Source organism: Pseudomonas sp. B13(2017), from assembly GCF_002113245.1.
Classification (GTDB): domain Bacteria; phylum Pseudomonadota; class Gammaproteobacteria; order Pseudomonadales; family Pseudomonadaceae; genus Aquipseudomonas; species Aquipseudomonas putida_Z.
Genome location: NZ_NEJX01000012.1, coordinates 16,699 through 29,837 on the forward strand (window position 1 = coordinate 16,699; position 13,139 = coordinate 29,837).

Genomic DNA, 13,139 nt, shown 5'->3' on the forward strand with positions numbered 1-13,139 from the left:
CTGTCAGTCGGCTGCGCCGAAGTCATAATGCAAGTCGTTGTCGCGGCGGCTGATGCGCACGCTCGCCAGCGGCTTGCCTTCGAGCATGCGGGTGAGGAACTCGCGGCTCATGTCCGGCAGCAGGCCGTTGGTGAGGATGGCGTCGATCATGCGGCCACCGCTTTCGGTTTCGGTACAGCGCGAGACGATCAGCTCCACCACCCCTTCGTCGTAGGCGAAGCCGACCTTGTGCGTGCCTTCCACGCGCTTGCGTATGCGCTCCAGTTGCAGGCGGGTGATGGCCTTGAGCATGGCGTCGCTGAGCGGGTAGTAGGGGATGGTTACCAGGCGGCCGAGCAGCGCCGGCGGGAAGATTTCCAGCAGCGGCTTGCGCAGCTGGCTGGCCACCGCGTCCGGGTCGGGCAGGGCCTGTGGGTCGCTGCAAGTGCGTGCAATGAGCTCGGTACCGGCGTTGGTGGTGAGCAGAATCAGCGTGTTGCGGAAATCGATCTGGCGGCCTTCGCCGTCCTCCATCACGCCCTTGTCGAACACCTGGAAGAAGATCTCGTGCACGTCCGGGTGGGCCTTTTCCACCTCATCCAACAGCACCACGCTGTACGGCCGGCGGCGCACGGCCTCGGTCAGCACGCCGCCTTCACCGTAGCCGACGTAGCCAGGTGGGGCGCCCTTGAGGGTCGAGACGGTATGGGCCTCCTGGAACTCGCTCATGTTGATGGTGATCAGGTTCTGTTCACCGCCGTACAGCGCCTCGGCCAGGGCCAGTGCGGTCTCGGTCTTGCCCACGCCAGAGGTGCCGGCAAGCATGAACACGCCAATCGGCTTGTTCGGGTTGTCGAGGCCGGCGCGGGAGGTCTGGATGCGCTTGGCGATCATTTCAAGCGCGTGGTCCTGGCCAATGATCCGCCTGGCCAGCAGGCTGTCGAGGTTGAGCACGGTCTCGATCTCGTTGCGCGCCATGCGTCCCACCGGAATCCCGGTCCAGTCGGCCACCACCGAGGCCACTGCCTGGTAATCCACGGTCGGCAGGATCAACGGGCTCTCGCCTTGCAGGGCGCTCAGGCGCCGTTGCAGGTCGGCCAGCGTTTCGCGCAGTTCAGGGTTGCCTGGCACCTGCGCGTCCTGGTCGACCACCCCGGCCTGGTCGCGCAGCTGGGCGCGGGTGGCCAGCAATTGGTCGACCAGGGCCTTTTCTTCGGCCCAGCGGCTTTCCAGCGTGGCCAGGCGTTGGCGCTCTTCGGCCAGCAGGGTGTCGGCCTGGGCCTGTCGCTGCCCGGTAGGCACACCGATGGCGGCTTCACGGGCGATGATCGCCTGCTCGACCTCCAGCGCCTCGATACGCCGGCGGCTGTCGTCGACCTCGGCCGGCACCGCGTGCAGGCTGATGGCCACGCGCGCGCAGGCGGTATCGAGCAGGCTCACCGATTTGTCCGGCAGCTGGCGTGCCGGGATGTAGCGGTGGGACAGCTTGACCGCGGCTTCGAGTGCTTCGTCGAGGATCTGCACCTGGTGGTGCTGCTCCATGGTCGATGCCACCCCACGCATCATCAGCAGCGCCTTGGCTTCGCTCGGCTCGTCCACCTGCACCACCTGGAAGCGGCGGGTCAGGGCCGGGTCCTTCTCGATGTGCTTCTTGTACTCGGCCCAGGTGGTAGCCGCCACCGTGCGCAGGCTGCCGCGGGCCAGTGCCGGCTTGAGCAGGTTGGCGGCATCGCCGGTGCCGGCGGCGCCACCGGCACCGACCAGGGTATGGGCTTCATCGATGAACAGGATGATCGGTTTGGGCGAGGCCTGCACATCCTCGATCACCTGGCGCAGGCGCTGTTCGAACTCGCCTTTCATGCTGGCGCCGGCCTGCAGCAGGCCGACGTCCAGGCTGCGCAGCTCGACGTCCTTGAGCGCCGGCGGCACGTCGCCAGCGACGATGCGCAAGGCGAACCCTTCGACCACGGCGGTCTTGCCGACACCCGCTTCACCGGTAAGGATCGGGTTGTTTTGCCGGCGCCGCATGAGGATATCGACCAGCTGGCGAATCTCTTCGTCACGGCCGACGATAGGGTCGAGCTTGCCGCTTCGGGCCTGTTCGGTAAGGTCGACGGTAAAGCGCTTGAGCGCCTCCTGCTTGCCCATCGCCGCAGGCGCCACGGCGCCGCTGGCCTCGCCAGGCTGCGCAGCGCTGAAGCCGTCTGTGGCGGTCAGGTGGTTTTCCGGTGAGTCTCCCACGTACTCGTCGAAGCGTTCGCTCAACGCCTCGACCTTCAGCTTGGCGAACTCGTTCGACAGCCCCAGCAGGGCATGGCGCAGGCCAGGTGTCTTGAGGATGCCGACCAGCAGGTAGCCGCTGCGCACCTGGCTCTCGCCGAACATCAGGCTGCCGTATACCCAGCCGCGCTCGACGGCTTCTTCCACCTGCGAGGAAAGGTCGGTGATCGAGGTCGAACCGCGTGGCAGCCGGTCCAGCGCATCGGTCAGGTCGCGGGCCAGGCGCGCCGGCTCGATATCGAACTGGCGCACGATACGGTGCAGGTCGCTGTCCTGCAATTGCAGCAACTGGTGCAGCCAGTGCACCAGTTCGACATAGGGGTTGCCCCGCAGCTTGCAGAACACCGTTGCGGCCTCGATGGCCTTGTAGGCGACGCTGTTGAGTTTGCCGAACAGCGCGGCGCGGCTGATTTCACCCATGGTCCTGGTTCCTTGTATGGTGGGCGGCGGCCGGCTGGTCGGCGTAGTACCGGGCCAGCTTCAGGTCGCGTGCATCGTGCGGAGGGCGGCCGAGCCAGGTATCGAAGCCCAGGCGTTGGCCGGCATTGAGTTGCAGCGCAGGCACCTGGTCCTGCGCGAGGATCAGGTTGAGGTCCCAGTCCAGTTCCTGGCCCAGGTATTCGGCGACCCATGCCGCCAGTTCGACGAAGGCCTGTCCGCCGGGCAGCAGGGCGTGGTACTGGTCGAGGCTGAGCGGGCCGAGGCACAGCCGGAACTTGTGCTGGCGGTCCCAGGCGTAGCGGCCCAGGCAAAGGTCCATGCCCAGGCGGTTGGCGCGCACGCCGAGCTGGCTGCGTTCGGGCAGCTCAAGCCACTGGCCGACATATTCTTCCAGCGTCACAGGCACGCCGAAATACCCGCTGAGGATGCTGCACAGGCCGTCCGGGTAGCGCGTTTGCGCGCTCAGGTGGCCGGACCAGTGCAGTTTGGCGGTGTCGGCCAGCGCGCCCTGGCCTTGCAGTTCGGGTTGGCCACGGCCACTGAGCGCCGCCAGGCGCGCGGCCCAGTAGTCATCACCCGGGCGATCGTGGCTGACGGTCGGTCGGGCTTCGGCCCAGGCACGGTAGAACAGGCTCAGCAGGCGGTGATGGAAGACGTCGAGGAACGCCTTGCTGGTCGAATCGGCCTGGTTGCGCTGGCGCTCGCGCATGTATTCGGTCAGGTGCAGTGGCAGCGGCCCGTTGGGGCCTCCGAGGCCGAAGAAAAACTGCTCCAGGCGCGCCGGCTGATTGCCGTCGGCGCTGACCGAGGCCAGGGTCGACGGGGCGAACGCGCAGTCCAGGCGCTGGCCCAGGCGCACAGGCTCGTCGGCCAGGCGCAGGGAATGACCGAAGCGTGGCAGCTCGGGGTATTGCGCTTCGAGGCGGCGCAGCGCTTGGAAGAAGTCGTACGCCCAGGGCTCGTCCTGCATGGCCTGCAAGGTGTTCATAAGGTTGGCCTGCGCCCCGGTTTGGCCGACCAGCGCATGATCTCGCCGCGTTCGCTGGTGCGCAGTACCGTTTCGGTGAAGCTGTTGATCGACACGTAGCGGGTCAGGAAACGCTCGAACACCGCGCCGAGCAGGAACACGCCGGTCCCGCGGAAGGCGTTTTCGTCGAAGGTCAGGGTGATCTCCAGGCCACGCCCGAAAACGATCGGCCCGGGCATCGGCAGGCGTCGGGTGCAGGGCTTGCTGCTGACGTCGCGCAGGCCGTCGATCTGCAGGTTCAGGGCGCTGTCCTGCGGGTCGCCATACAGGCGCAGCAGTTCGCGCAGGGCGGCGGCGCCCTGGCCGTGCTCGGCCAGCGACAGGTAGTTCAGCGACAGCTGGCTGATCAGGCGCCAGGCGCGGTTGTCGTGGGCATGGCTGGCCTTGGGCCGGCTCGGGCCGGCCAGGCAACGCACGCCGGCAACCGGTGCGCTGTCGGCCAGGCTGAAGTCGCTGCGCCCGTCGCCAACACTCATGAACAGTGGCAGGTCGCGGTTGCTGCACAGGGCGCTGATACCCAGCTGGCGCAGGTCGTGGCGGTAGGGTGCCTGCTGGCCGTCGACCAGGCTGATGAACGTTTCGCTGCCCATGTAGCTGGAGCGGGTGCCATTGCGTCGCTGGTCGCTGGACAGCACCCGCGGCTCCCGGCGCACGATGTAGTAGGCCTGGTCGCGGCCGTAGCGCGACGGGTCGCGCACCGCGTAGAACGGCAGGAATTCCTGATCCGGCCCGGTGCCGTGGCCGGTGACCCGCTGCAGGGAATGGATCTCGAAATCGGTGGGCCGGGTGCGGTCGGCGATCACGTGGTGCTCATGCACCCGATCGGAAAGGTGCAGGCGGTCGACCCGGCGCGGGAACAGGTTGATCGCCGGGGTGCAGAACGGCACGAACTGGCTCGCGCCGACGCTGCTCTCCAGGCTCTGGTCGAAGCGTTCGAACAATACCAGCACTTCCAGCGTCTGGCCGGTGCAGCGCTGTACGGCCTGCTCCAGCCCGGCAAAATCGACGAACAGGAAGCGCTGCGGCAGGGCGAAGTACTCCTGCAACAGGCGGTAGCCCTGGAAGGCCTGGGGCACCACCGGCAACGCCGCTTCACGGTCATCGAAGCCACACGGGCGCAGGGCCTGTTCGACCGGAATACGTTCCACCCAATCAGCGCCGGGTTGGCGCACGAACACCGCACAGGCGCTGCCCAGCAGTTGCTCGTAGAGGCGGAACGGGGTTTCGTCGGCGCCGTTGAGGTACAGCGGCAGATGGCTGAGCGGCAAGCTGGCGAACGGCACCTCGGCGCCACTGCGCAGGGTCAGGCGCAGGCCGGCGCGGGCTTGTGGCACGCTGCTGGCCAGGCGCCCGAGCACCGCGCCGGGGTTGCCGAAGTACTCGGCGCGGGCTACCTGCAAGGGCCAGAGGGTAACGTCCTGGGTGCTGCGGAACTCGCACGGGGTTTGCGAGTTGCGCCCCAGGTTGGCGCGCAGCACGCTGTCACGCGGCAGGCGGAACCCGGCGGCCAGTGAGCCCTCGTCGGGGTCGGTCTGCAGTTGCACCACGGTCATCGACGGGGTCGGCGCCAGGTAGTGCGGGTAGGCGATCTCCAGCAGGTTGTGGGTGAAGGTCGGGTACTCGGCATCCAGCTTCAGTTGCACCCGCGCGGTGAGGTAGGCGAAGCCTTCGAGCAGGCGCTCGACATAGGGGTCGGCACACTCGATCCCGGACAGCGTCAGGCGCCCGGCGATCTTCGGGTATTCCCGGGCGAACTCCGCCGCACTTTCGCGGATGTGCTGCAGCTCCTGGTTGTACAGCTCGAGCAGGCGCGGGTTCATGCACGCCTCCGGCGTTCGGCAGGGGCCACGCGCACATGGCCGGACTCAAGGTCCACCTCGGTCTGCAGCAGCAACGGCAAGGCCGCCGGCTGGGCCCACAGGTCACCTTCGATTTCGAAACTCAGGGCGTTGGCATTCATCTCGCCGGGTGCGGCCTGGGCACGCACCTTCAGGGTATGGGCGAGGATGCGCGGCTCGTAGGTGGCGATGGCCTGGTGGATGATGCGCTCCAGGGCGGCCAGGTCGATGTTCGAGGCGCTGTTGCCGGCCAGGGCCGGCAGGCCGTAGTTGATCACCGAAGCCCCGGCCGGGGTGCCCAGGGTCGCGGCGCTGTCGAGCAGCGAAGTGGTGTTGAGCAACCAGGCGAGGTCGCGCAGTACCGAGGCCTTGAGCTGGTGCAGGCTGAGCACGCGCTTGTCCGGCGCTTCCTGCGGGTTGCCCGGGTCGTCGTCGGTCAGGCGGTCCAGCAGCGAGGGCTGCAGACGGTCGCGGGCGGCGATTTCGGCTACCACTCGAACAGCCCCACGAAGTTCTTCTGGTCTACAGGGCCGTTCGAGCAGCTGGCGCCACGTGCCAGGATGGAAGGCTCCAGGCGCTCGCCCAGCTGGCGAACAGCCTGGTACTGGCTTTCGCAACGGCCGGGTTGTGACGGGTCTGGCTGCACATGGCTGACAATGATGATCTGCGCGCCATTGAACTGCTCCACGCGAGGCTTGCCGCCATCTCGCTCCGGGCTGAGCTGGCAGGGCCAGGGCATCTCCAACTGCAACAGCGAGGCATCGGCCTTGCGCAGCGCGCAGCGGCCTTCGTGGTTCACCAGCACGAGCTTTTTCCCGGCAAGGCTGACCTCAGGCGCCGCGTTCGACGACGGAGCGGGGGGCTGTGCACAGGCATTCAGGGCGAACGCGACCAGCAGGGCCGGCATGGCTTTGGGCGCACGTTTCATTTCAGCTCCCAGAACCAGACGGCCTTGGAACGATGGGCCTGGTCGGCGAAATAGCCCGTGACCCGGCCTCTGTCCCACAAATCGATGTGATCGCCGGTACGGTTTTCGAATGCCTGCCCGGCACGGGCGAAGCAGTCCTTGAAGAAGATGATGCCGCGCTTTTCGCCGAGCTTGAGGCGGTCGCTTGCGCTGCCGCTCAGTTGCAGCGGGGCGCCGAGATGGTGCTTCCACAGCCAGTTGGCCAGCGATTCGGCACCCCGGGCATGGCCATGGGCACAACGTGGTTCGCTGTAGGTACCGGCGTTCACCTTGATGGTGTGCTCGCCGTTGAGCGCGATACTCATGCGGATGGCGCACTGGTTGTCCCAGCCGCCGTCGCAAGGCGAGGAGTCGGTCGGGTAGGCATTCCAGAGGTTGATGAAAGAAGGCTTGGCCATGGGGTTCACCGTGAGCGGGTGAGGTGGGGGAAGGTGCCCGCGCCAGCCAAGGCGGCGCGGGCGCGGTCGGTCAGATCTTGACGTTGGAGCGGATGTTCCAGCCGTACTTGATCGGGCCGCCTTCCTTGGTGCCGTCGGCTTTCTGCGGCTGATAGTCGACGGTGACCTTGGCGAAGTTCAGGGTCACGTGCTCGGTCAGGCGGTCGTCGCTGCCCGAGCCACCAGTGCTCAGCGAGCTGATGATGACTTCTTCAAGGTTGATGATCAGGTACTCGACCTGGCTCTCGCCCCCAGCCTTGCGCACGGTCAGCTTGACCTTGTCGATGTGCTTGCCGCTGGAGCAGTGGGCCATCAGGTTGGGGCTGGCCTTGTCGATGTACTTGGTGATCGACAGGTCCTGGATGTTGACCTTGCCCGAGCCGCCGCCGCTGCCCATGTGCATGTTGCCGGACTGGGACATGCCCCAGCTCCAGTTGAGCACGTCGATTTCGTCCTTGTGGGCCTTGTCGTGGGACTCGCCCTTGATGTCGCCGATCTTGATGAAAATATCTACAGCCATGGTGTCCTCGGTATTACGCGTCAGGTTGGCGGTTTGGTGCAGTTGGGGCTGCTGCGCAGCCCTTTCGCGACGCAAGGCCGCTCCTACAGAAGCTGCGTCGGTCTCTCACTCAACACACGACGTCGGCCCTCTGTGCAGGAGCGGCCTTGCGTCGCGAAAGGGCCGCGAAGCGGCCCCGAAGTCTGTCAGGCCCCTTTGGCCGAAGGCAGCTTCGATACCAGGCGCAGTGACACGGTCAGCCCTTCGAGCTGGTAGTGCGGGCGCAGGTAGAAGCGCGAGTTGTAGTAACCCGGGTTGCCTTCGACGTCCTCGACCACAACTTCGGCGGCTGCCAGCGGGTGCTGGGCCTTGGTGGTCTCGGTGGAGTGCGCCGGGTCGCCGTCGACGTAGTTGAGGATCCAGTCCTGCAGCCAGCGCTGCATCTCGTCCTTCTCCTTGAACGAGCCGATCTTGTCGCGAACGATGCACTTGAGGTAGTGAGCGAAGCGGCAGGTGGCGAACAGGTACGGCAGGCGCGCGGCCAGGTTGGCGTTGGCGGTGGCGTCCGGGTCGTCGTACTCGGCCGGCTTCTGCAGCGACTGGGCACCAATGAAGGCAGCGAAGTCGGTGTTCTTCTTGTGCAACAGCGGCATGAACCCGTTCTTGGCCAGCTCCGCTTCGCGGCGGTCGGAAATGGCGATTTCGGTCGGGCACTTCATGTCCACGCCACCGTCGTCGGTGGGGAAGGTGTGCGCCGGCAGGCCCTGCACTTCGCCACCCGACTCCACGCCACGAATGCGCGAGCACCAGCCGTAGTACTTGAACGAGCGGTTGATGTTCACGGCCATGGCATAGGCGGCGTTGGCCCAGGTGTACTTGCTGCTGTCGGCGCCGTCGGTGTCTTCTTCGAAGGCAAATGCCTCGACCGGGTCGGTCTTGGCGCCATAAGGCAGACGCGCCAGGAAGCGCGGCATGGTCAGGCCGATGTAGCGCGAGTCTTCGGACTCACGCAGCGAGCGCCAGCCAGCGTATTCCGGGGTGGTGAAGATCTTGGTCAGGTCGCGCGGGTTGCTCAGCTCCTGCCAGGAGCCCATGCCCATCACGGTCGGCGAGGCGGCGGCAATGAACGGCGCGTGCATCGAGGCGCAGACCTTCGACATCTCGCCCAGCAACTCGACGTCGGGTGGCGACTGGTCGAAGTAGTAGTCGCCGACCAGGCAGCCATAAGGTTCGCCGCCGAACTGGCCGTACTCTTCCTCGTACAGCTTCTTGAACACCGGGCTCTGGTCCCAGGCAGTGCCCTTGAATTTCTTCAAGGTCTTGTGCAGCTCGGTCTTCGAGACGTTGAGCACGCGGATCTTCAGCTGCTCGTCGCTCTCGGTGTTGTTGACCAGGTAGTGCAGGCCACGCCAGGCGCTTTCCAGCTGCTGGAAGTCGTCGTGATGGATGATCTGGTTGACCTGTGCGGTCAGCTTGGCGTCGATGGCGGCAATGATCTGCTCGATCGAGCCAATGGCATCGTTGGACACCAGGCTGGTCTGCGCCAGGGCCTGCTCGGCCAAGGTACGCACGGCGCTTTCGACCGCTTCCTTGGCACGTTCGGTCTTGGGCTTGAATTCCTGCAGCAGCAGGGCGGCGAACTCGCTCGGGTCCTGGGTGGCAGCTCCCGGCTGGGCCTGGGCGTCGCGCAATGGATCGTTCATGGGCTGTCTCCTCAGGCCTTGGGCTCGTTGTCGACGGGTTTCGGTGCGCTGGCCAGGGCTTGCAGCAGGGCCGGGTCCTTGATGGCCTTGAGGATGATGTCCTCGGCACCGGTCTTGCCGTCCATGTAGGTCAGCAGGTTGGCCAATTGGGTGCGGGCCTCGAGCAGCTGGTTGAGGGCGTCGACCTTGCGCGCCACGGCGGCCGGGCTGAAGTCGTCCATGCTCTCGAAGGTGATGTCCAGGCTCAGGTTGCCTTCGCCGGTCAGTTCGTTGGGCACGTTGAAGGCCACGCGTGGCTTCATCGCCTTCAGGCGCGAGTCGAAGTTGTCGACGTCGATTTCCAGGAACTTGCGCTCGGCCACCGCTGGCAGCGGTTCGGCCGGCTTGCCGGCAAGGTCCGACAGCACGCCCATGACGAACGGCAACTGGACTTTCTTCTCGGCGCCGTAGAGCTCGACGTCATATTCGATCTGCACCCGCGGCGCACGGTTGCGCGCGATGAATTTCTGGGAGCTGTCTTTCGCCACGTTGTTCCTCCTGGTCGCCGGTACGGCGGCGCTGTTCGTTGCGGGCGTCGGTGTTGATGCGGGCCGAGGACGTCAGTTGTCCTCGGGGCCGCGCAGGTTCTCGAATTGCGACCAGCCATCGGGGATCAGGTCGCGCACAATGGTTGCGAAATCGGCATGGACCAGCTTCTTCGCCCGGTGCAGCAGTACCGGCAGCGGGCTTGATGGTTCGTGGCGGGCGTAGTACTGCAGCAGGCGGTCAAGGCTCTGCTGCACGTCTTCGCGGCTGTTGACTTCGCCGGGGCGGGCGGCCGGCCGTGTGCCCGGGGCGGCACTGGCGGTCGCCTGCCGCTCGTCATCGCGCTCGGCAGCCGGCGTGTCATCGGCTTGCGGGGCTGGGCCCGCCCCGTCGGGGCAGTAGTCAGCCAGTACCTGCTGCACCTGGCGCAGCGGCTGGCGCAAGGCTGACAAATCGATACCGCTGGCCGAACCGACCTGGTCGTTGACCCGGCTCTCGATGGCGTCCACCGCCTCGCGGGCCAGCCGCAGCGCCTCTTGGCATTGCTGCAGCTGGTCGGCGTCGGCGTCACGCAGGGCGGCGGCCAGTTCCTCGGCGCTGAGCTGTTCGCTGGCGAAATGCTGCACGCCTGCGGCGTGCAGTGCCGCGCGCAGGGTGACCGGGCCAAAGGCACGGGAGCGCACCAGCACGGCGTCACGCAGCAGCGCGATGTTGGTGTCGCAGGCCAGGCCGGCCAGGGCGTTGACCCGTACCGTAGGGTCGTTGTCGTCGGCGGCGTCCAGTTGTGGGTGCAGGTGCAGCCAGTACTCGCCGAGCAGATCGCGGATCAGCTCCAGGCTGGCGGCAAGCCCTGGGAGGCCGTGCAGGGCCAGGTTGGCCTGAAGCAGGAAATGGGTGATGCGCAGGTCCTTGCTGCGTTGCAGCAAGGTCGTGCTTGCCTGCTCGATATCGCGCCACTGTGGTGGCTCGGCAGGCTGGACGGCGTCACCCATGACGCGCTCGGGGCGGCCCTGAGCGTCACGCTCCAGTTGCAGAAACTCGGCGTCATATTCGAGGTCATCGCCGCAGGGAAAGTCAGCGGAAACAGCGGCGAGCAGCGGCGATGCGTTCACCAGAATTCGATCTCCATATCGGCCCTTGGTGAGGGCGTGTTGTTGTGCGAAGTTGCAAGTGTGAACTGGCGCACAAACTTTCCAAAGAGTGCCGGGGTGATATCATGGTGATATTATTTTGGCACTTCGAAGTTGCGCATTTATGGTTTATTTATTCGCGAGTGTCAAGGTAAGCTACGCGCCCCCGAGTGCCAGCTGTGAATCCGTTGGCAGTTACCGAGCACCACTCGTCCGATTCCATTCGGTTAGCCTCGGCATTAGCGTTGAATAGCCGTCGTACGTTCGGTTATGTGCACGAAGCCCCCGTGAATCAAGGGGTACAGCTGTTTTTGAGTGGTTGTGGGAAAACAACTCAAATGGATGGATCGATGTTTTAAATGGATGCATGGAGGCGTGATGGCACTTTGCCTAACTATCACTAGTTACCACAAGATTACTCCCGGGCAATGCCCGGAGATGCGGCTGGAAACCGGTGCCATCACGCTTGGCCGTGCGGCGGAAAATGACTGGGTACTTCCTGACCCCGAGCGGTTGGTATCGGCCCGGCATTGTGTGATCCAGTTCAAGGAAGGGCGATATTTTTTGACCGATGACAGTACGAACGGTGTGGAATTAGTTCGTGCCGGTATTCGCTTGCGTCGCGGTAACAGTGAGCAGTTGCTGGATGGCGAAGTTATCCGTATTGGGGAATACGAGATACAGGCGCGCATCGAGGCGAACCTGCCTGGCGCCCTGGAGGGCGAACCCCAGGTACACAGTTTCGAGGCGCTGATGGCCAACCAGGTGGCGGCCCCGGCCGTTCCCGCCCCGCCGATTTCCGGTGCGCCGGCTGCGTTCCTGCAAGGTGCGTCGAACCACGACACGCTGCCTGACCTGTTCGACTTCCTCGGCCCCTCGAGCGTGCCGCCGGTCAGCCAGCCCGACCATGTGCCGGCTCAGCAGCACGACTTCCGCCCGCCAACCCCGGTGGTAGCGCCTGCCCCGGCCGCCGAACCGGCTGCGCCGGGGATGATCCCGGAAGACTGGAACCTGTTCGGCTCGGCACCGGCACCGGCACCGGCACCGGCACCGGCTCCGACCCCGACCCCGACCCCGACCCCGACTGCGCCGCCTGCGCCAGCCGTTCCTGCAGTGCCTGCACAGCCTGCTGCAAGCGAACCAGTCGCCGCACCTGCGCCAGCCGCAAGCAGCGATGCGTTGCTGCAGGCGTTCCTGCGCGGCGCCGGTATCGAGCACCTGCGCATCGACGCCGCCGACGCCGCCGCGCAAATGGAGGCCATCGGCCAGAGCTACCGCTTGATGGTGGAGGGCCTGATCGACGTGTTGCGTGCACGCAGCAGCCTGAAGGGCGAGTTCCGCATGCAGCAGACCACCATCGCCCCGGTGCAGAACAACCCGCTGAAGTTCGCCCCCAATGCCGACGAGGCGTTGCTGCTGTTGTTGCGTCACGGTAACCAGGCGTTCATGGCGCCGGACCAGGCCGTGCGCGAAAGCTTCGATGATGTGCGCGCCCACCAGCTGGCGGTGATGGCGGGCGTGCAGGCTGCAATCAAGCACCTGCTCGCGTGTTTCCAGCCGGCGCGCCTGGAGCAGCGCCTGGCACCTGCGGCGGGGCTGGCCAAGTTGTTCGGTGGCTCGCGCCAGGCCCACTGCTGGCAGCAGTTCACTGAGCTTTACGGGCAGATCTCCCGTGAAGCCGAAGACGATTTCCAGGAACTGTTCGGCCGCGAATTCAGCCGCGCCTACGAGGCCCATAGCAGCCGTTTGCAACGTAGTTGAGCGCACCCAGGAAGACCACGGTACGTCAAGAGGACAAGGATGAAAGCAATACGACTGGTCGCAGCCCTGAGCCTGGTGCTGCTGGCTGCCTGCAGCAAGGACACGCCGGTTGCCCCCGCTGCCGACAGTGCACCGGACAGCGCAGCCGTGACCCTGTATTTCAGTGCCGCCGAGGGGCTGAACCCGGGCCCTGGCGGCACGCCTGCGCCGGTACGGGTGCGCCTGTACGAGCTGAAGAACAGCGCCGCATTTGCCCGCGCCGACTACTTCGCCCTGGCCGAGCGCGCCCAGGCCACCCTCGGCGCCGACCTGATCGACCAGGACGAAGTGCTGTTGCAGCCCGGCGGCCAGTTGCGCCTGGAACGTCCGCTCGACCCTGCCACTCGCCACATCGGCCTGGTGGTCGGTTACCGCGAGATCGACCAGGCCCAGTGGCGCAGCGTGCTGCCGGTGCCGCCGCGGGACTATCAGATCAGCCTCGATGTGCGTGCCGTGCGCAGCGCCGTGGCCACCCCACAACCTGAACCTGCCCGCTAGGCAATCGGAGTCCCC

The 13,139-nt window shown here is 65.9% G+C and carries 12 protein-coding genes; 2 read left to right on the plus strand and 10 right to left on the minus strand.

All coding sequences use genetic code 11. From position 1 onward, the window contains the following. Positions 1-3: 3 nt before the first annotated feature. The 10 genes from tssH to tssA all read right to left on the minus strand — a co-directional run bounded on the left by tssH (position 4) and on the right by tssA (position 10,808). Entirely contained in the window at positions 4-2,679 is a 2,676-nt protein-coding gene (gene tssH, locus CAG44_RS16290) for a type VI secretion system ATPase TssH (protein WP_085692536.1), read from the minus strand. Next, complete coding sequence (tssG, locus tag CAG44_RS16295; RefSeq protein ID WP_085590759.1) at positions 2,672-3,688, minus strand: type VI secretion system baseplate subunit TssG; 1,017 nt, start codon at positions 3,686-3,688, stop codon at positions 2,672-2,674. The genes tssH and tssG overlap by 8 nt, the downstream gene beginning before the upstream one ends. Then, positions 3,685-5,547, minus strand: coding sequence for a type VI secretion system baseplate subunit TssF (gene tssF / locus CAG44_RS16300; RefSeq protein ID WP_025340320.1), 1,863 nt, complete (start codon positions 5,545-5,547; stop codon positions 3,685-3,687). Before tssF ends, tssG begins: the two co-directional genes overlap by 4 nt. Beyond that, complete coding sequence (gene tssE, locus CAG44_RS16305; RefSeq protein ID WP_025340319.1) at positions 5,544-6,059, minus strand: type VI secretion system baseplate subunit TssE; 516 nt, start codon at positions 6,057-6,059, stop codon at positions 5,544-5,546. The genes tssF and tssE overlap by 4 nt, the downstream gene beginning before the upstream one ends. Then, a complete protein-coding gene (locus CAG44_RS28960; protein ID WP_075046098.1) occupies positions 6,053-6,493 on the minus strand; it encodes a hypothetical protein in 441 nt (146 codons plus the stop codon). Before CAG44_RS28960 ends, tssE begins: the two co-directional genes overlap by 7 nt. Continuing rightward, on the minus strand, positions 6,490-6,930 hold the full coding sequence (locus CAG44_RS16315; RefSeq protein ID WP_025340317.1) for a type VI secretion system amidase effector protein Tae4: 441 nt from the start codon (positions 6,928-6,930) through the stop codon (positions 6,490-6,492). The genes CAG44_RS28960 and CAG44_RS16315 overlap by 4 nt, the downstream gene beginning before the upstream one ends. Positions 6,931-7,000: 70 nt before the next feature. Then, positions 7,001-7,489, minus strand: a complete 489-nt coding sequence (locus tag CAG44_RS16320) for a type VI secretion system tube protein Hcp (protein ID WP_025340316.1) — start codon at positions 7,487-7,489, stop codon at positions 7,001-7,003. A gap of 185 nt (positions 7,490-7,674) precedes the next feature. Beyond that, entirely contained in the window at positions 7,675-9,171 is a 1,497-nt protein-coding gene (gene tssC / locus CAG44_RS16325) for a type VI secretion system contractile sheath large subunit (protein ID WP_025340315.1), read from the minus strand. A gap of 11 nt (positions 9,172-9,182) precedes the next feature. After that, positions 9,183-9,698: a type VI secretion system contractile sheath small subunit gene (tssB, locus tag CAG44_RS16330; RefSeq protein WP_025340314.1), complete on the minus strand. Its 516-nt coding sequence runs from the start codon at positions 9,696-9,698 to the stop codon at positions 9,183-9,185. A 72-nt stretch (positions 9,699-9,770) separates the two neighbouring features. After that, positions 9,771-10,808: a type VI secretion system protein TssA gene (tssA, locus tag CAG44_RS16335; protein WP_085590758.1), complete on the minus strand. Its 1,038-nt coding sequence runs from the start codon at positions 10,806-10,808 to the stop codon at positions 9,771-9,773. 396 nt (positions 10,809-11,204) lie between these two features. Here tssA and tagH point away from each other — a divergent pair, with 396 nt between their 5' ends. Beyond that, positions 11,205-12,587, plus strand: a complete 1,383-nt coding sequence (gene tagH / locus CAG44_RS16340; RefSeq protein WP_085692537.1) for a type VI secretion system-associated FHA domain protein TagH — start codon at positions 11,205-11,207, stop codon at positions 12,585-12,587. Positions 12,588-12,626: 39 nt separating this feature from the next. Next, positions 12,627-13,124: a type VI secretion system lipoprotein TssJ gene (tssJ, locus tag CAG44_RS16345; protein WP_025340311.1), complete on the plus strand. Its 498-nt coding sequence runs from the start codon at positions 12,627-12,629 to the stop codon at positions 13,122-13,124. Positions 13,125-13,139: the final 15 nt, after the last annotated feature.

Bases quoted from the DNA above. Each gene is read 5' to 3' on its own strand.
- tssH (WP_085692536.1), bottom strand. From the start codon at position 2,679: ATGGGTGAAATCAGCCGCGCCGCGCTGTTCGGCAAACTCAACAGCGTC.
- tssG (WP_085590759.1), bottom strand. From the start codon at position 3,688: ATGAACACCTTGCAGGCCATGCAGGACGAGCCCTGGGCGTACGACTTC.
- tssF (WP_025340320.1), bottom strand. From the start codon at position 5,547: ATGAACCCGCGCCTGCTCGAGCTGTACAACCAGGAGCTGCAGCACATC.
- CAG44_RS28960 (WP_075046098.1), bottom strand. From the start codon at position 6,493: ATGAAACGTGCGCCCAAAGCCATGCCGGCCCTGCTGGTCGCGTTCGCC.
- CAG44_RS16315 (WP_025340317.1), bottom strand. From the start codon at position 6,930: ATGGCCAAGCCTTCTTTCATCAACCTCTGGAATGCCTACCCGACCGAC.
- CAG44_RS16320 (WP_025340316.1), bottom strand. From the start codon at position 7,489: ATGGCTGTAGATATTTTCATCAAGATCGGCGACATCAAGGGCGAGTCC.
- tssC (WP_025340315.1), bottom strand. From the start codon at position 9,171: ATGAACGATCCATTGCGCGACGCCCAGGCCCAGCCGGGAGCTGCCACC.
- tagH (WP_085692537.1), top strand. From the start codon at position 11,205: ATGGCACTTTGCCTAACTATCACTAGTTACCACAAGATTACTCCCGGG.
- tssJ (WP_025340311.1), top strand. From the start codon at position 12,627: ATGAAAGCAATACGACTGGTCGCAGCCCTGAGCCTGGTGCTGCTGGCT.